The 17,262-nt window shown below is 47.5% G+C and carries 17 protein-coding genes; 12 read left to right on the forward strand and 5 right to left on the reverse strand.

The genetic code is table 11. From position 1 onward, the window contains the following. The first annotated feature begins 1 nt into the window (after position 1). Positions 2-892, forward strand: a complete 891-nt coding sequence (locus ACG1BZ_RS00230) for a cytochrome c oxidase subunit 3 (RefSeq protein WP_282930522.1) — start codon at positions 2-4, stop codon at positions 890-892. 45 nt (positions 893-937) lie between these two features. On the opposite strand, the gene ACG1BZ_RS00235 is transcribed toward ACG1BZ_RS00230, so the two are convergent. After that, the gene (locus tag ACG1BZ_RS00235) at positions 938-1,162 is read right to left on the reverse strand and encodes a DUF2909 domain-containing protein (RefSeq protein WP_413663912.1); all 225 of its coding nucleotides are present in this window, start codon (positions 1,160-1,162) and stop codon (positions 938-940) included. A 32-nt stretch (positions 1,163-1,194) separates the two neighbouring features. Between ACG1BZ_RS00235 and ACG1BZ_RS00240 the strand changes: the two genes are divergently transcribed. From ACG1BZ_RS00240 to ACG1BZ_RS00280, 9 genes are all read left to right on the forward strand, one after another. After that, positions 1,195-1,956 carry an SURF1 family protein gene (locus ACG1BZ_RS00240; RefSeq protein WP_413663913.1) on the forward strand — a complete coding sequence of 254 codons (762 nt, stop codon included), beginning with the start codon at positions 1,195-1,197 and terminating at the stop codon, positions 1,954-1,956. Position 1,957: 1 nt separating this feature from the next. After that, a complete protein-coding gene (locus ACG1BZ_RS00245; RefSeq protein WP_413663914.1) occupies positions 1,958-2,596 on the forward strand; it encodes a hypothetical protein in 639 nt (212 codons plus the stop codon). 25 nt (positions 2,597-2,621) lie between these two features. After that, positions 2,622-3,713 (forward strand): COX15/CtaA family protein, encoded by a 1,092-nt coding sequence (locus ACG1BZ_RS00250; protein WP_413663915.1) that lies wholly within the window; start codon positions 2,622-2,624, stop codon positions 3,711-3,713. Between the two features lie 37 nt (positions 3,714-3,750). Beyond that, the gene (gene cyoE, locus ACG1BZ_RS00255) at positions 3,751-4,644 is read left to right on the forward strand and encodes a heme o synthase (protein ID WP_413663916.1); all 894 of its coding nucleotides are present in this window, start codon (positions 3,751-3,753) and stop codon (positions 4,642-4,644) included. Positions 4,645-4,651: 7 nt separating this feature from the next. Further along, a complete protein-coding gene (locus ACG1BZ_RS00260; RefSeq protein ID WP_413663917.1) occupies positions 4,652-5,320 on the forward strand; it encodes an SCO family protein in 669 nt (222 codons plus the stop codon). Between the two features lie 20 nt (positions 5,321-5,340). Then, positions 5,341-6,168: a CPBP family intramembrane glutamic endopeptidase gene (locus ACG1BZ_RS00265; RefSeq protein ID WP_413663918.1), complete on the forward strand. Its 828-nt coding sequence runs from the start codon at positions 5,341-5,343 to the stop codon at positions 6,166-6,168. A 197-nt stretch (positions 6,169-6,365) separates the two neighbouring features. Further along, the gene (locus ACG1BZ_RS00270) at positions 6,366-7,562 is read left to right on the forward strand and encodes a dipeptidase (protein ID WP_413663919.1); all 1,197 of its coding nucleotides are present in this window, start codon (positions 6,366-6,368) and stop codon (positions 7,560-7,562) included. A gap of 85 nt (positions 7,563-7,647) precedes the next feature. Beyond that, positions 7,648-7,884: a hypothetical protein gene (locus ACG1BZ_RS00275; RefSeq protein ID WP_413663920.1), complete on the forward strand. Its 237-nt coding sequence runs from the start codon at positions 7,648-7,650 to the stop codon at positions 7,882-7,884. Positions 7,885-8,078: 194 nt separating this feature from the next. Beyond that, positions 8,079-8,249, forward strand: a complete 171-nt coding sequence (locus tag ACG1BZ_RS00280; protein ID WP_413663921.1) for a hypothetical protein — start codon at positions 8,079-8,081, stop codon at positions 8,247-8,249. An 86-nt stretch (positions 8,250-8,335) separates the two neighbouring features. On the opposite strand, the gene ACG1BZ_RS00285 is transcribed toward ACG1BZ_RS00280, so the two are convergent. The 3 genes from ACG1BZ_RS00285 to znuC form a co-directional block, all read right to left on the reverse strand. After that, complete coding sequence (locus ACG1BZ_RS00285; RefSeq protein ID WP_413663922.1) at positions 8,336-10,975, reverse strand: TonB-dependent receptor; 2,640 nt, start codon at positions 10,973-10,975, stop codon at positions 8,336-8,338. 202 nt (positions 10,976-11,177) lie between these two features. Next, entirely contained in the window at positions 11,178-11,978 is an 801-nt protein-coding gene (locus ACG1BZ_RS00290) for an iron chelate uptake ABC transporter family permease subunit (RefSeq protein ID WP_413663923.1), read from the reverse strand. Further along, positions 11,979-12,770, reverse strand: coding sequence for a zinc ABC transporter ATP-binding protein ZnuC (znuC, locus tag ACG1BZ_RS00295; protein ID WP_413665908.1), 792 nt, complete (start codon positions 12,768-12,770; stop codon positions 11,979-11,981). A 121-nt stretch (positions 12,771-12,891) separates the two neighbouring features. Between znuC and ACG1BZ_RS00300 the strand changes: the two genes are divergently transcribed. After that, on the forward strand, positions 12,892-13,794 hold the full coding sequence (locus ACG1BZ_RS00300) for a metal ABC transporter substrate-binding protein (protein ID WP_413663924.1): 903 nt from the start codon (positions 12,892-12,894) through the stop codon (positions 13,792-13,794). 55 nt (positions 13,795-13,849) lie between these two features. Here the strand turns inward: ACG1BZ_RS00300 and ACG1BZ_RS00305 are convergent, their stop codons facing one another. Beyond that, positions 13,850-14,143 carry a hypothetical protein gene (locus ACG1BZ_RS00305; RefSeq protein ID WP_413663925.1) on the reverse strand — a complete coding sequence of 98 codons (294 nt, stop codon included), beginning with the start codon at positions 14,141-14,143 and terminating at the stop codon, positions 13,850-13,852. 334 nt (positions 14,144-14,477) lie between these two features. Between ACG1BZ_RS00305 and polA the strand changes: the two genes are divergently transcribed. Further along, entirely contained in the window at positions 14,478-17,216 is a 2,739-nt protein-coding gene (gene polA, locus ACG1BZ_RS00310; protein ID WP_413663926.1) for a DNA polymerase I, read from the forward strand. Positions 17,217-17,262 lie beyond the last annotated feature (46 nt).

Below are 17,262 nucleotides of genomic sequence, written 5' to 3' on the forward strand. Positions count from 1 at the left end.
TATGGCTAGTGAAAGCAGTTATTACGTGCCCGAACAATCCAGGCTGCCAATTTTTGCGACGATAGGTTTATTCCTAATAGCGTTCGGCGCAGCTAATTGGATTAATGGAGGGAGCTCTTATATTTTCTTCACCGGTGCGTTAGCGATGGCCGCAGTTTTGTGGTTTTGGTTTGCTGCCGTAATCAAGGAGAATATGGCAGGGCTCAACAGTGAACAGTTAAAGAGATCATATGTTTGGGGGATGGGCTGGTTTATATTTTCTGAGGTGATGTTTTTTGCTGCATTCTTTGGAGCACTTTATTACATACGCAATTTTACAGTTCCCTGGCTAGGTGGTGAAGGTGATCGTGGAATTTCCAATATGCTTTGGGAGGGATTCGAAAGTAGCTGGCCCCTATATGTGACTCCTGACGCCGCAGCAAACGGAGAAACGGCAAAATTTATGGGGCCTAAAGATGTGATAGACCCATGGCACTTACCACTATGGAACACCATCATACTTCTCACTTCCAGTGTAACTGTACACTTCGCACATGTTTTCCTGAAAAAGAATCAAAGAAAAAATTTCAATATATTGCTGGCAATCACTGTGGCATTGGGTGGGGCGTTTATTTTTCTACAAGGTAAAGAATACTACGAAGCCTATCAACACTTGGGGTTAACACTTGAGTCAGGAATCTATGGTACAACATTCTTTATGCTGACCGGATTTCATGGTGCCCATGTCACACTCGGTACAATTATGTTGTTGATCATGTTGTTAAGGTCTGTGATAGCCAATCATTTTAGACCTGATGATCACTTTGGCTTTGAAGCAGCAAGTTGGTATTGGCATTTTGTCGATGTAGTTTGGGTCGGGCTGTTTATATTTGTATATGTTCTAGGTGCTTAATGTGGGCAAGGCTTTCTATCGTATTAATAGAAAGCCTTTGTTTTCTTAATATTTATCAGCCCAAGGTGCCGTTTTTGCCAAAATGCCACTTTCAAAGCCGTACCAAATGGCAAGAAGTAAGAGCGACGCTAGTAGTATTCTAATACCTAATGCGTAGAGTGTGCGCTTGGATTGAGGTGTTCCCATATCTCTAAGTAGAAAAAAAAGTGCACTTGAAAGACTGGCAAGTACGGAAAGGAATAAGACAACAATAACAATCTTCAGCCACATTTTATTATTTTCCATTATTTATGTAGTTGCGCATGATAGTAGATATTCCATCAGCTTCTGCGAAAGATATCAGTTTACCACTGATTCGCAATTGGCCCATCACGATATTTTCTCTGGGTGCATTCATCCTGTTTATCTTTTTGGGATTGTGGCAGCTTGATAGGGCAAAACAGAAAGTCGAACTTATACAAAAGGTAGAGAGTAGGCTCTCTCTGCAACCGCAGGAAATCTCAAATCTAAGTTCTTATCAAGAGTATGCGTCTGTAACTTTAGCGGGAGTTTTTCAGAAGGAAATATATTTTCTGGATAACAGAACCAGAAACGGTCGTGTTGGCTATGAAGTGCTACAAGTATTTTCAACAGAAAGTACTGATTGGCTTGTCAATAGAGGTTGGATTCCCTCTACTGGCGACCGAGATAGCTTACCTGAAATAACAGCTTCACTTGATGTGAAATCACTTCAGGGCTACTTATACCCCATCGATACTGAATCCTCCTCGAGTGTTAGTCTAGACCCGGTTTTTAATAATAGAATTCAACAAATAAATTCAAATTTCATTGAGACTATCGGTTTAGTCAACAATAGATGGTCGATCCGTTTGTTTGCGGATTCAGGTGCAGCTTTAATTACTGACTGGAATTTTTTCAATAGTGGCCCTGAAAAACATCAAGCGTATGCTTTCCAGTGGTTCACGATGGCAATAGCTGTCTGGCTTTTATGGGGTTATTCAGCCACAAATATTGTTTTTAGATTACGTCGTAGATTGAGTAGAAGTTTGAAAAAGGAGTTTTAAAATGAAATCAAATAGTCAGCCAGTTTCACCTGAAAGAGATCTGAGCAAAAGGAAGCCAGCGAATAAACTCATTCAAGGACTCTCAGTGCTAGCATCCGTCGTACTTCCAATTACGGCTGCCTATGTCGTTTACTATACGGGCTTAGGTATGCCTAAAGAGACGATTAATCAAGGTGAATTATTACAGCCCCCATTTGATATCACTGAAATCAAAATCACCTTTCAAGGACAGCAGCAGTCCCTGGCACAAGAGGGTGAATCAAAATGGCGCTATCTAATATTAAGTGACAGTGATTGTGGTAAAGATTGTGAAGATCTTTTGTATATAAGTAGGCAGGTTCATATTCGGCTGGGGGAAAAAGCTCATAGGGTTGAGAGGCTACTCGTGGTTGGTGATAGTTTGGATGAAAAACGACAAGAACAAATACAAATTGAGCATCCGAAACTAAAAATAGTGAATTTGGATGATGAAAACTTTAAGCAGTTGGTACAGAAAACTGATCATGACGGTGTGACTTCAACCAAGGCGTTGCTGGTTGATCAGGAGGGTTATGCAATGATGGCCTATGATCGGCAGCATAGCGGAAACCAATTGCTTAAAGATATAAAAAGATTATTGAAGTACTCCTACGAGCAATAAGATTAGAATTCGGAGATTTTCAATAATGTCTAAACAAGAAACCCCTAAGAATTGGCGACATATCATTACCTGGGCGGCCTGTATACTAGCTGTCGTAGTTGTTGTTCTAGGTGCATTTACTAGGCTGGTGGATGCCGGTTTGGGCTGTCCAGACTGGCCTGGTTGTTATGGTCATCTCACCTGGCCGAATGATATAAAAGAAATTAAAACGGCCAATATGATTTTTCCGGACTCTCCGGTAGATGTTAGTAAAACTTGGCCGGAAATGGTTCATAGATACTTTGCAGGAACTTTACTTTTATTCGTTGTATTACTCACTTATCTTGCTTGGAGAGATCGGCAAGCCCCAACCTTTAAGCAAACACATATTCTTTTAATTATTATTATACTGCAAGCTGCTTTTGGGATGTGGACGGTAACCTTGAAGCTTTGGCCGCAGGTAGTTACTGCTCATCTATTAGGTGGAATGGCAACATTATCTATGTTGTGGATTCTCTGTGAAAGGTTGGCTGGTAAACCTAGACAATTACATGGGAGGTATTTGCCGGGAATAAGGCGATTACGGCTACTTGCTCTGACTGCAGTTGCAATAGTAATTCTACAGATTGGACTCGGCGGTTGGACCAGCTCTAATTACGCAGCTTTAGCCTGTCCAGATTTTCCAACTTGTCATAACCAATGGTGGCCACAGGCAAACTTTGTAGAAGGCTTTAATATTTTTCAACAAATTGGCCCAAATTATTTAGGTGGTGCATTAGAGAATGATGCGCGTACAGCCATACATCTTGCCCATCGTATTGGAGCACTGATTACAACAGCAATTGTACTTATTCTTTCAGTTTTAGCTTGGAGATATGAATTGAGAGGTTGGTCATTATGGCTTACCGGGGTACTACTTCTTCAAGTCAGCTTGGGAATAGCAAATGTTGTTATGTCTCTACCATTAGGGATTGCTGTGGCACACAATGCTGGTGCAGCTCTTCTACTTCTTAGTTTGCTAACTTTTTGTTATCGAATATACACAATGAATGCCGTCATTATAAATAAACAAGAGGTAGTCAATGTGGAAGTAATAGTGCGGGGAGAAGGTTTAACTACCGTATCCAATCTTAATTAGATACTAAGCGTATATAAATATAAAAATAGGTGCGAATATGGCCATAAACTCCACGGGAATACATCAAATTCAATGGCGGGACTACTATGAGCTTACTAAGCCTCGAGTAGTTATGCTTATGCTGTTAACTTCTGTTATTGGAATGTTTTTAGCTGTTCCAGGAATGGTGCCGCTAGATATTTTAGTATTTGGTAATTTGGGAATTGCATTTTGTGCGGGTAGTGCTGCGGCAGTAAATCATTTAGTTGATCGTCATATTGATACAAAAATGGCTCGTACCAGTAATCGCCCGATTGCGAAAGGACGGCTTGAGCCAGTTAAAGCGGTTGCCTTTGCTCTTATCTTGGGTGTGACAGGAATGTTTATCCTGTTGGTTTTTGTAAATGCCCTTACCGCTTGGCTAACCTTAATATCTCTTCTCGGATATGCGGTGATTTACACCATGTTCCTGAAACGCGCCACACCACAAAACATTGTTATTGGCGGGCTTGCAGGAGCCGCTCCGCCCCTACTGGGATGGACTGCGGTTACTGGGGAAGTGCATGGGCATGCATTGTTGTTAGTATTGATTATTTTTGCTTGGACTCCTCCACACTTTTGGGCCCTTGCCGTACATAGAAAAGAAGAGTATGCAAAAGCTGATGTTCCTATGTTGCCGGTTACACATGGAATACCCTATACAAACCTAAATATAGTTTTGTATACCTTTATTTTACTGGCCGTTAGCCTATTGCCCTTTGCCACCGCGATGTTTGGGTGGTTATATTTGCTGGGAGCTGTCGTACTTGGATTTGGTTTTGTTTATTGGAGCCTTGTAATGCTCATTGGAAAGGATCTCAATGCTGGCATGGAGACTTTCAAATATTCAATAATTTATTTAATGGCACTATTTTTTATCATGCTATTAGATCATTATTTAATTGAGGTGTGAGGGAAAAGTGGAAAATCAATATTCTGCCATCGATAAACAGAAACGTGGAATTAGAATTACCGTTATTGTTCTTCTAGTATTGATTCTTGCTGTGCTTGCTGGATTTATACATAAGCTCGGACAGCCTCGTATTATTACTGATGAGGAACTTAGAATTAATGGCACTGTAAAACTGCAGAGACCAAGAATCATAGAAGATATACAATTATTGTCTGATGACAGTAGAGATTTCTATACCAAAGACTTTCAAGGTAAGTGGACTTTGGTATTTTTTGGGTTTACCCACTGTCCAGATATCTGTCCAACAACTCTATCTACACTTAATAATTTTTATAAAACTTTAGACGAAAGCACCAGAGCATCTACAGACGTAGTACTCGTATCGGTTGACCCAAGCAGGGATAAGCCGGAGCAGTTGGGGCAGTATGTCCGTTATTTTAATTCTGAATTTCGTGGTATTACCGGTGATTTTTTTAAGCTGAAGAAATTTGCCACTCAGCTAAATGTACCTTTTAATAAAGTTTCTCTTGCTGAGGGCGGTTATACTATCGATCATGGATCTCAAGTTGTATTAATTAATCCTAGAGGACATTATCACGCCTTTTTTAAGGCACCTCTAGATCCTGCGAAAATGAAGTTGACCTATCGTTCAATACGAGCGACCTTTAATGGATAGTGAAGGAATCGCATGAGTCATTGTTATCAAATAAGATATTAATTCTGAGCCAATCGATGCAAAATGAAGTTGCTGCTTTAAGGAAAAAAGGAGATCAGACACCATCTGGTATGGTTAGTCCTTGGGCTGCACCTATCTTGCTATCACTTTGTATAATTCCTTTTGGCTGGAGTGGGCTTATAGCCCCTTTAATCTGGATTTTCCTGCGAGCAATAGAGTCTACTAGCAGTTGGCCGAGAGCGCTGTCTTTTCTTTCTGTAGCAGTTTTAATGCTAGTATCGGGGTTAAATTTGCTTCCCGGTAGTGAACATATCCAGGTATTGCCACCCTATACAGATGCAAGTGGTAATCTTATCTATGCCAGCATAAACAGCGGTAAAGCAGTTATTGCTATTGCCTTATTGGCTTTTATGTTGCGCATGAAGCAGACCTTCCGTTTTACGGACTTACCCTATCTTTTATTGGCTATATTTACTCCCGTTGCATTGGGTCTACTCCTATATACGCCTTCGATAAAATTTACTGGCACTATCGCCGTTGCGGTAATGATAAACTTAGTAATTGTTTGCATTTCTGAAGAGGGGTTCTTCCGGTGGATATTACAGCGGGGTACCGAAGAACTATTAGGGCGCTGGCGCTGGTTATCCGTACCAGTTGTAGCTACGGTGTTTGTGCTTCTACATGGAGGGTGGTCAACAGATATCTCCGCAGTTCTATTATTGATAGTCGCCTCAATCTGTTATGCATTGATTTGGACATTGCGGCAGAATTTGTGGATATGCGTAATGACGCATTGGGGGGTAAATCTTTTGCATATGCTCTTGTTGCCTTACCCGTTACCCGGCTAGGCCATATATCATCTGCTTTGGATCATTGTTTTATTGTTACCCGTAAGATTCAGCCAATCTGCAGTTATAAGAAAGACAACGATTTAATCTTTGTAGATTAACAAATCAAAGTATTGTATTTAAGAAATGTGATTCTAGATGAGCACCATATACGGTAAATTTTCTAGATATATTCATACAAATAGGGAGATTGTCATTTGAAAAATTATTTTTTAGTTGGGACATTATGTGCACTAACTTGCAACCCTGTATTTGCAGGTGAAGGTAAAGATCTGGCTCAAGAGCTGGTTCAAGAGTATTTGATTGTTGATGGACATGTAGATGTTCCCTATCGTCTCGAACAAGCTGAAGAAGATGTTGGACTTAGTACGGATAAGGGAGACTTTGATTACCCTCGAGCTAAAGCAGGTGGACTAAATGCTCCCTTTATGTCTATTTATGTCCCTGCAGAAAAGGAGGACGAGGGTATTGCCAAATCGTATGCAGATACTTTGATTGATAAAGTGGAGGCAATGGTCAAACAGCACCCGGATAAGTTTGCAATACCTAAGTCAATAAATGATCTACAAAAGCAAGTCGATGCCGGCTTAATTTCCTTACCTTTGGGTATAGAGAACGGAGCTCCTATTGAGGGAGATCTTGCCAATTTAAAGTATTTCTCTGATAGAGGGGTGAAGTACATTACCTTAGCCCACTCAAAGAGCAATCATATCTCTGATTCCTCGTATGATAAAAACAGGCCCTGGGAAGGTTTGAGTGCATTCGGAAAGCGCTTGGTACGAGAGATGAATCGGATGGGAGTAATGATCGATATTTCCCACGTATCAGATGCAGCTTTTTGGCAAGTTGTTGATTTATCCGCTGTTCCTGTTATCGCTTCACACTCTTCGGCAAGGCATTTTACGCCGGGATTTGAACGAAATATGAATGATGAAATGATAAAGGCGTTGGCTGACAACGGCGGTATCATCATGGTGAATTTTGGCTCTACTTTTATTAGTGGTGATTCACTGAATTCATATCGTGAAATAACTGATCAGGTTGAGAAATTTGCTAAAGAAAAGGGTTTACCCAAAGATAGTAAGGAAGTTGAGGAGTACTCCGATAAGCTTTCAGCTGAGAAGTTCATTTATGCAGATTTGGAAGATGTTCTTGATCATTTCGACCATATTCGTGATTTAGTGGGAGTGGATCATATAGGCATTGGATCGGATTTTGACGGTGTCGGAGATAGCTTGCCCGTCGGCTTAAAAGACGTCTCTCAATATCCTAATTTGGTTGAAGGCCTGCTAAAGCGTGGGTATAGCAAGCAGGACATTAAAAAAATTCTAGGCGGAAATTTAGTTAGAGTTTGGCAAGCTAATGAAGATTACGCCAAGCGCAATAAAGGATGAGACTCACACTCCTCTAACCAGCTGAGGCTGCACTATTCTGTCAATAATGTTCAAACGGGCAAAGCCCGTTTGTTTTGTATTATTAATGCAGAAAATGCTTTTGGCCGGTTATTTTCGATCTAAGAAAGTACGATTGATGGTGGGTTGGACTGGATTGTCGATTGCCGGTGTATTCTTTATGTGGGGAATTTTGGGTTTTATTCCCTTTATTCCCTCAATGTTAGATATTTTTGGCGTATTGGGATTGCGAATTCCTGCGGCCCTCACCGTGCTTGGATTACTGATGGCTGCAATAGGATTTTGGGAGTCCGATGAAGATTAGAGGGCTTGCTAGGTGTTGAAGGCGTCAGATTTCTTTATCTTGTTGGCAGTTTTAGTTTCACTGGTATTATCCGCCGGTTTATGGTTTAGCGGCTATAAGGAGCAGGGCATATTTACCGCCCTTTGGGTTCCAACCGTGCTCACTTTGGGTATCTATTTCAAAGTGACGGCTCTATTGGCCCGCAGGAACTGACTATGCCAGAGTCTTACTTGCTTTTTATTGGGATAGCAGTCTCACTGTTTGAATTGATCGGTATTATGCTGGGTATCCATGAGTTTCGTAAAGCGGGACTGGAAATGGCTAAACAGAGAATTTCCCTAGAGGCTGCTGCAAAGAAGGCTAGACAGAATATAGAGAACAAATAAATAGCGGCTGAAAAAGCAAAGCGGCGAAAATTGAAAAGGGGAAGCGTAAGCTTCCCCTTTTTTATGTGCTGATCTACTTATAGTGATTAGAAACTATAAGTCATCTTGCCGTAGATAAAGCGACCACGGGGATCGTGTTGTGACTGCACATAACCATAAAGGTCTGCGTCGCCATCACCGATAGCGAAGGGCGGCTCCTCATCGAAGACATTATCCGCACCCAGGCTCAATACCATATTCTCGAAGCCGGTATAACGGGCCTGCATATTCATGGTCAGGAAGGAGTCTACAGTGCGGGAGTTATTGCTGTCATAGTCGAGAGTCCCGTCGAAATCGATGTCCGGAGTATCCTCAAACTCACCAATATAGCTGAGTCCGGCACTAAATCCGAAGGTGTCAAAGGTCCAGTCAGCGGTAGCGTTCCAACGGTGTTGTGGATACTCGTACTCTCCGGCCAGATCGCGGGTGATAAATGCGTCTCCGCTGGAGTTCAGTTCGACACGCTCAAATTCAGCCAGGTAGGAGTAATCCAGGCGCAGGCCAAGCTCTCCGCCCACTAGCTCGAATCCGCTGTAGACAATACTTAGGTCGACGCCTGATACGTCCTGTTCGCCGATATTGGTGAAGCTGCTGTCAATAGATTGCAGGGCGCCAAGGGTTTGGCCGTCAACTGGTGTATCGCGACGGCACACGGTGCTGTCTTGGTCCCAGCAGTAGAGGTTGTAGATATAGCCGAAGGGGACCTCGTCAATCTTACCTTCCTGGGTGATATTCCAATAATCCAGAGACAGTCGCAGGTCCTCTATAGGCTCGTAAACAGCGCCAATGTTGAAGGATTCAGACTCTTCCGCATCAAGGTCCGGGTTTCCAGAGAAGATAATGGTGTAATCGGTGCTCGCGCAGTAAGCATCGTTAACTTCACAGCCGTAGGTATCGACAAAGAATAGGGATTCCTGTGATGGGCCGAGACCGACCTGCGCCAATGATGGCGCGCGGAAGCCGGTGCCCCAAGAGGCGCGCAAGGACAGCTGATCAGTTGCAGTCCACAACAGATTTGCCATGGGGTTGGTGGTGCTGCCAAAGTCGCTGTAATCATCGTAGCGGGCGGCCACAGTCAGATCGAACCTGGCGGGGAGGGGAATAGCTACCTCTACATAAGCGGAGGAGATATCCCGGCTGGCGCTGGCGGATACGGACTCAGTACCGAAGATCAAACCGCGCTGGAACTGGTCATCAGGGATATCGGAAGCCTTTTCCTCCCGATATTCCAGGCCTGCGGCCATTGCGATGGTGCCACTGGCGGTATCGACTAAATCTCCATTGACTGAGAAGTTATAGCTGGTCAGGTCAGACTTGCCTTGTCGGACCAGGCTGGTGGTGATGGCATCAATCACTGAGTCCGGGTTCTGAACCCCGCCAAACGGATTGTAGTTACCGGCATTAATCTGCTCCTGTAACAGGTCCGTACGCACCCAGCCTTGGGAGCGGTCACCGGTCTGGGTTGTTTCACTGCGGGAGCGCTGAACAGAAGCCTCCCAGTCCCAGTCGGCGACAGAGCCGCGCAGGCCGAAGACACCGCGCAAGTTATCGGTTTCGATATCCCACTGGCGGGCGCCTGCATCCACGGTACGATAGCGGTAAATATCAACATCTTCGCCGAATGGGTTATTGGGATGATCTGCCAATACATAGAGACCCGCGTCGCCATCGAGGGGGGTGGGTGCACCCTGGGCTACGGAGGTATTGTGCTGAACAGCGACCTCGCTAAAGAACTCCAAGCCTTCGGCCAACTGGGTATGGCCAAGCATTAATAGGCCAGTGCGCTCGGCTTCGGGTGTGATCAAAGTCCAGGGGCCGTAATCATAGACACAGACTTCACCGGTATCGCGCTCTTCGGGACAGTTGGGATCGGAAACAAAGGTACCGCCCACATTGAAGCTACCGGGATAGCCCCTGGAGGAGCGGAAGTCCATACCGCCACGGCTGGACTGGTTAGCGGTATCCAGTCCACTGCGCTCGGTGCTGGATAGGCGGCTGTTTTTATGGTGGTCAAAAATAACAGTCAGGTTTGAGTCATCCCCATTGATACCCCATACGGCGGACATGGATTGCTCGTCATAGCCATCGGCACCGCCGTAATCTACGGATACCTCAGTACCTTCAAAGTCTCTACGTAACACCAGATTGACCACACCGGCAACGGCATCGGAACCGTAAATTGCGGATGCTCCATCCTTTAGGACTTCGACCCGCTCAATCGCCGCAAGGGGTACACTGTTGATATCCACAAAGTTGGTAGTGATGCTCTCGGCAAATGCGCTGATAGCCACCCGGCGGCCATTTACCAATACTAAAGTGGCGTCGGCACCCATACCGCGCAGGCTCACAGCGGCAGCCCCATTTGCGGTAGAGTCTTGGTTGTTACCCCGGGTTGAGAAGGTGCCATTACCTGCGGCGGGGTTTTTCTCAAAAAGCTGCTGCAGATTGGTGTAGCCGGACTTTTCGATGGCATCGCGATCCATTACCTGGATCGGGGTAGCTGTTTCAAATTCAGCATTTCGACTAATACGGGAACCCACAACTGCAACTTCTTCCATCGCCTGATCCTCGGCGGCAAAGAGTGTTTGTGGGCTAGTGGCAGCGGTTGCCGCCACTATGGCTGTAGTTAATACCTTGCGACGAAGAGAGAACTTTTCCATATCGTTGTGAGTCCATTTTTTTGTCATTATTGGTGACCGGCCTAATACGGCTGGTCGTCGGGCAACACTAGCAACGACGGAAAATTGACACAATTAGCTAGCGGCTAACCATCAGCTTATTGCGATAAACGGTGACGGACATCTCACCAACGGGTAGATTTAAGCGACAATTTGCGACAAATAACGAAATAAAATAAGAAATTAGGATGAGATTAACCTGCGGCTACCTTCAGCTGGCACGCAGTTGTGAAGTGAGAAAGAACAGTGCTGCGGCCAGAACAATGGACGGGCCCGCCGGTGTATTCCACAGGATAGAGGCAAGAAGACCGAGTACTACCGCTAAGCATCCCAGTAATGAGGCCAACACCGCCATACGCTCTGGAGTGTGCGACAGTTTTCGCGCGGTAGCTGCGGGAATAATCAGTAGGGCGGTAATTAACAGAACCCCGACAACTTTCATTGCGATCGCAATCAGTATTGCCAGCATCAACATCAGAGCGATCCGCAATCGCTCGATAGGGACACCTTCCACTGAAGCTAATTCCTCATGCAGGGTGAAAGCCAGTAACTGTTCCCACAGGAAATAAAGGAGTCCCAGGATTGTGGCGGCGGCAATGGCCATTAGTACCAGATCCTGGCCACTGACCGCGAGTAAATCTCCCAGCAACAGAGATAAGAGATCCACCTTAATCTTAAAAAAACTGACGGTGACAATCCCCAGTGCCAGCATGGAGTGGGACAATATGCCCAGCAAGGTATCTACAGCGAGCTTTTGGCGCTGCTGTAAATACATCAGCAGCAGTGCCAGTACACAGCAAGTAATACCGACGGCCACCGTTGGCATAATCTGTAGTACAAAACCCAGCGTCACTCCAAGAAGGGCTGAGTGAGCCAGGGTGTCGCCGAAATAGGCCATGCGTCGCCACACGGCGAAGCAGCCCAAAGGGCCGCTGACAACAGCGACCATAAGGCCGGCGGCGAGGGCGTACCAGAGAAATTGGCTGTGCAGTAATTCGCCGAAATCAACCACTTATTTTTGCTCTTTGTTTTTAGTATTTGTGTGAGTGTGTTGATGATTGCAGCTGCTTGCGGGCGCAATATCTCCACTTAATTTATGTTGGTGGTTATGTTGGTGGGTATAGGGGGCGACCTTGTCCCCAAATAATTCCAGATAGGCAGGGTGGCGGCTTACTTGCTCCGGGTGTCCGTGACAACAGATATGCTGGTTCAAACAAAGGACCCGGTCGGTTGCAGCCATAACTAAATGAAGGTCGTGGGAAACCAGTAACACACCGCAGCCGAGCTCGTCGCGCAGAGTGGCAATTAACTGGTACAACTCACTTTGACCACCGATATCGACTCCCTGAGTGGGTTCATCAAGGACCAGCAGCTGAGGTTTGCGCGATGCGGCACGAGCGAGTAAGACCCGCTGCATTTCTCCACCGGATAGATTTGCCAGAGAGGCGCCTCTAAGCTGCCCTGCGCCCACCCTGTCCAATGCCGACTGCGCTTGCTCGGGCTTCATGGCCGGTTGGCCAAGTTGCAAGAAGCGTTCAACTGACATGGGCATTGAGCTATCGATATGAAGCCGCTGGGGCATATAGCCAATACGTAACCCAGTTTGTCGCCACACGCGGCCCTGGGTCGGCTGGCTGAGCCCCAGCAGAAGGCGCAGGAGAGTGGTTTTGCCGGCTCCATTTGGGCCTATTAAGGTGACAATCTCCCCCTGGGACAATTCGACTGTAATATCTTTAAGTAACTGCCTGCCGCCCACCTGAAGGGCGATATTGTCAGCTGTGATAAGCGGCTGGGGTGGATTCAGAATTCAATCTCCGCAGGGAAGTCTTTAAGATGTTTGCTTCCATACCTTCTTTACCGGATATGGACAACCAGGCTGGCAGCTTGGCGCTGGTTGTGATTATATCGCAATTTTTCGCCGCCTAATGTCTCTGATGTATCCCTTCAAACGTCTTTTTACAATCTCCACGGTGCTTCTATTCGGGCTCTTTCTCCCGGCTTGTAGCAAACCGGAATCCGGCAGTGGTGGAGAGCTGGTCGTCAGCGTGCGCCCTTTAGCCCTGATCGCCCGGGAAATAACCGGTGAGGATATTCCTGTTCGGGTGCTAGTTGAGGGAGCAGATCCTCACCATTATGCTCCTTCGGTTTCCGATCGGGCTGCACTAGAGCGCGCCCTACTATTGGTGTGGCTGGGGCCGCAAATGGAGGGGGTGTTGGCAAAACAGGCAGCGCTGTTACCAGCAGGCCGGCAAATGCAGCTGCTGGATATAGAGACCCTTGAATATGAGGGTGCCAGTGTTACCGACCCCCACCTCTGGTTGCGTCCCCGCAATGCGGCAATAGCTGCGGCGCAGATCGCTGAGCGCCTGGCGCAATTACAGCCGCAGCAGGCGGAATTGTTTATGGGGCGTGCACGGCAGTTTTCCAGTTCGATGGCCAACTTGCAGAAAGTACTCGATCGGGCCTTGTACGGGTATCGTGAAGTTCCCATCGTTGTTACGCACGATGCCTATGGTCACTTTTTTGGTTCTGCAGGAGTGAAAACCCACGCCCTGGGCGACGGCAGTGGCGGGGGCTATGGTGCCAAGGCAATGCTGGATTTGTCACAGATTGGCGACGGCTGTCTATTTGGAGACATGCCGGCTAATGAACGAGATCAACAGTTGGCAGAAAATTTGGGGCTGCGTTACGCCGCTTTGGATCTGCTGGGAGATCAGTTGAATGAAAATGCTGATTACAGGGAATTGATAGAGTCTCTCTTGTCTCAAGCCCGCACTTGCTTGAGTCAGGTTCCCGACCGCAACAAGGATAAATCAGAGGCTCCTTGAGGGCACCAAGTATCCCGCCTACCCAGGGAGGGGGCGGGATCTGGTAGGGTGGCTTCTAGGAACGATTGGTTATTTGCTGTAGTTTCTCTACCCGGGCAGCATCTCTTTCCGCTTGTTTTTGCAGTTTCTCCAGCTGCTGTTTTTGTCTCTCCAGCAAATCATTTTCTCTCTCACGGATAGCTTGCCTGAGTATTAACTCATGGCCTTCTACCTCAGACTGCTGTGAGTGTATTTCATCAGTCGCCTCGGCTTCAGCGGTATGCTCTCCACTGCAATCCGAGCCGGCACTTGCCGAAATGGCAAAGATACTTGCGGCAAACAACAGGGTGGCACGCATCACTCCTCTCATCTTTCGAATCCTTCCTTCAACATCGGGTGGCACAGTTTTTTGGAAATAAAAGATCCCTGACTGCCTGGGGGCAGCCTGTGACAATTTGATTTCCGGGGAGTAGCGAACGCATAAGGTCGCTACCGGCAAGACTAGCCAAGCCTGGAGATTTGGTGAGATCGATGCGCCGATAGTTTTAATCGGCGGGGTAAGTCGAGTGGGCTTTTGTGCAGAGGTTGCCTACGGTGTCTGGCGGGAAAGAATCAGTAAGCGGAAAAACAGAGCGAAGGGCGTTATCCTATCGGCCTGCCGCGCGTCCTGAACGCCAAACTAAGCAAGCAAGAATTCATCGTCTATGAGTAAACAAAACACCTCAGCCGCCCCGTTGATTTTGGTGGATGGTTCCTCCTACCTTTATCGCGCTTTTCATGCGCTGCCGCCATTGACCACCAGCCAGGGTAAGCCTACTGGTGCGGTGCGCGGTGTGATTAGTATGCTGCGCCGCCACCTCAAGGAGCATCCAGGCAGTCCTGTAGTGGTTGTTTTTGATGCCAAGGGCAAGACTTTTCGCGATGAGATGTTTGCCGAATACAAATCCCACCGCCCTCCTATGCCAGATGACCTGCGTGAGCAGATTCAGCCCATTCACGACATCATCGACGCTATGGGATTGCCGCGCTTGGTGGTCGACGGTGTTGAAGCTGATGATGTGATTGGCACCCTGGCGCTGGAGGCCCAGAGTCAGGGGCAGCAAGTCATAATCTCCACCGGCGACAAAGACATGGCACAGCTGGTGCGTCCGGGCGTTACCTTGGTTAACACCATGTCCAATACCGAAATGGACAGCGAGGGCGTGACTAAGAAATTTGGTGTAGGTCCAGAACTGATTATCGATTTTCTCGCCCTGATGGGAGATAAATCAGACAATATCCCCGGAGTTCCTGGTGTGGGCGAGAAAACCGCTCTGGCACTGTTACAGAATCTGGGAGGCTTGGAGACCATTTATTCCGACCTGGATGCCATTGCACCGCTGGGGTTCCGTGGCTCAAAAACCCTCGGCAAAAAGATGGCGGAGCACCGCGAGGCGGCAGAACTCTCCTATAAGCTCGCCACTATCAAAACCGATGTGGAGATGCCTTATCACCCCCAGGAACTGCACAATTCAGAGCCCAATACAGAGGCACTGGTTGAGCTATTCACGCAGAATGAATTTCGCGGCTGGTTAGAAGAGCTAACCAGTGAAGAGGCTGAAGAAGCCATGGCGGAAGCCGTTGAGCGCGATTACGTCATCGTCACAGAAATGTCGGAGTTCGATGCCTGGCTGGAACAACTGAAGAGTTCAGACATCTTTGCCTTCGACACGGAAACCACCAGCCTCAATTATATGCAGGCAAAATTAGTGGGGGTGTCCTTCGCGGTGGAGCCCTATCGTGCAGCCTATGTTCCCCTGGCCCACGACTATATGGGTGCACCAGAGCAACTGCCGTTTGACGAAGTACTGGCCAAACTCAAACCCCTGCTGGAAGATCCACAGCAGAAGAAGGTGGGGCAGAACCTGAAGTACGACAGTCATATCCTGGCCAACTACGATATTGAATTGCGCGGCATCGCACGGGATACCATGTTGGAGTCCTATGTTCTGGACAGCACTGGCAGCCGCCACGATATGGATAGTCTCGCACTCAAGTACCTGGGGGAGAACACGGTTCACTTCGAGGATATTGCCGGTAAAGGCGCCAAACAGCTGACGTTTAACCAGGTCGAGCTAGACAAAGCGGGCCCCTATGCGGCTGAAGATGCAGATATCACCCTGCGTCTCCACAATGAGTTGAGTGCGCGTCTGGAGCGAGAGCCAACTCTGGTAAAGGTACTCGATGAAATTGAGATGCCCCTGCTACCAGTTCTGGCCCGTATGGAGCGTAACGGTGCTTATATCGATGCCAAGATGTTGGCGGAGCAGAGTGCTGAACTTGAGCAGCGAATGCGAGAGCTGGAACAGCAGTCTTACGAAGTAGCCGGCGAAGAGTTCAATCTGGGCTCCACCAAGCAGCTGGGGGCGATCCTGTTTGAAAAGTTGCAGATTCCAGTGATCAAGAAGACCCCCAAAGGTGCGCCCTCTACCGCTGAGGCGGTATTACAGGAATTGGCCCACAACCACGAGCTGCCCGCACTGATAATGCAGTATCGCGGCCTGGCCAAACTGAAGAATACCTACACCGATAAACTGCCAAAGATGATCGACCCGGGTAGCGGTCGTGTACATACCTCTTATCACCAGGCAGTAGCGGCTACCGGGCGCCTGTCCTCCAGTGACCCTAACTTACAGAACATTCCCATTCGTACAGAGGAGGGGCGCCGTATTCGTCGGGCCTTCACCGTTGACCCAAGAATTAATGGTGGCAGTGAGATCATCGCTGCGGACTACTCCCAAATTGAGCTGCGTATTATGGCTCACCTGTCTGGGGACAAAGGGTTGGTGGATGCATTTGCTCAAGGCGCAGATATTCACCGCGCGACGGCGGCAGAAGTCTTTGAAGTAGCTCAGGATAAGGTGACTGATGAGCAGCGCCGGCGGGCCAAAGCGATCAACTTTGGTTTGATTTACGGCATGTCGGCTTTTGGCCTGGCCAAGCAGTTGGATATCCCCCGGGCTGACGCCCAAACTTATATCGACCGTTACTTTGAGCGCTACCCGGGTGTATTGCGCTATATGGAAGATACCCGTGCACAGGCCGCAGAAAAGGGCTATGTGGAAACCCTGTTTGGACGCCGTCTCTATCTGCCGGAAATTAACTCACGCAATGGCATGCAGCGCCAAGCAGCAGAGCGGACCGCAATTAATGCGCCAATGCAGGGTACTGCCGCCGATATTATCAAGCGGGCCATGATCGCTGTGGATAACTGGCTCAGGGAGAAGAAGCTGGCGACCCGGATGATTATGCAAGTACACGATGAATTGGTTCTTGAAGTACCCAAGGATGAGGTCGAAATTGTGGCCGATGGCATTGTTGAATTGATGCAAGGCGCGGCAGAACTCCACGTTCCCCTGATTGTGGATCTGGGGCAGGGCCGAGATTGGGATCAGGCGCACTAATTTGACCGAAAAAATCATCTAAGAATTGAGGGGAGGCGCGCTGTCC

This window comes from Microbulbifer sp. CNSA002 (genome assembly GCF_047324085.1).
Lineage (GTDB): Bacteria > Pseudomonadota > Gammaproteobacteria > Pseudomonadales > Cellvibrionaceae > Microbulbifer.

Bases quoted from the DNA above. Each gene is read 5' to 3' on its own strand.
- ACG1BZ_RS00230 (WP_282930522.1), top strand. From the start codon at position 2: ATGGCTAGTGAAAGCAGTTATTACGTGCCCGAACAATCCAGGCTGCCA.
- ACG1BZ_RS00235 (WP_413663912.1), bottom strand. From the start codon at position 1,162: ATGTGGCTGAAGATTGTTATTGTTGTCTTATTCCTTTCCGTACTTGCC.
- ACG1BZ_RS00240 (WP_413663913.1), top strand. From the start codon at position 1,195: ATGATAGTAGATATTCCATCAGCTTCTGCGAAAGATATCAGTTTACCA.
- ACG1BZ_RS00245 (WP_413663914.1), top strand. From the start codon at position 1,958: ATGAAATCAAATAGTCAGCCAGTTTCACCTGAAAGAGATCTGAGCAAA.
- ACG1BZ_RS00250 (WP_413663915.1), top strand. From the start codon at position 2,622: ATGTCTAAACAAGAAACCCCTAAGAATTGGCGACATATCATTACCTGG.
- cyoE (WP_413663916.1), top strand. From the start codon at position 3,751: ATGGCCATAAACTCCACGGGAATACATCAAATTCAATGGCGGGACTAC.
- ACG1BZ_RS00275 (WP_413663920.1), top strand. From the start codon at position 7,648: ATGCAGAAAATGCTTTTGGCCGGTTATTTTCGATCTAAGAAAGTACGA.
- ACG1BZ_RS00280 (WP_413663921.1), top strand. From the start codon at position 8,079: ATGCCAGAGTCTTACTTGCTTTTTATTGGGATAGCAGTCTCACTGTTT.
- ACG1BZ_RS00285 (WP_413663922.1), bottom strand. From the start codon at position 10,975: ATGACAAAAAAATGGACTCACAACGATATGGAAAAGTTCTCTCTTCGT.
- ACG1BZ_RS00300 (WP_413663924.1), top strand. From the start codon at position 12,892: ATGTCTCTGATGTATCCCTTCAAACGTCTTTTTACAATCTCCACGGTG.
- ACG1BZ_RS00305 (WP_413663925.1), bottom strand. From the start codon at position 14,143: ATGAGAGGAGTGATGCGTGCCACCCTGTTGTTTGCCGCAAGTATCTTT.
- polA (WP_413663926.1), top strand. From the start codon at position 14,478: ATGAGTAAACAAAACACCTCAGCCGCCCCGTTGATTTTGGTGGATGGT.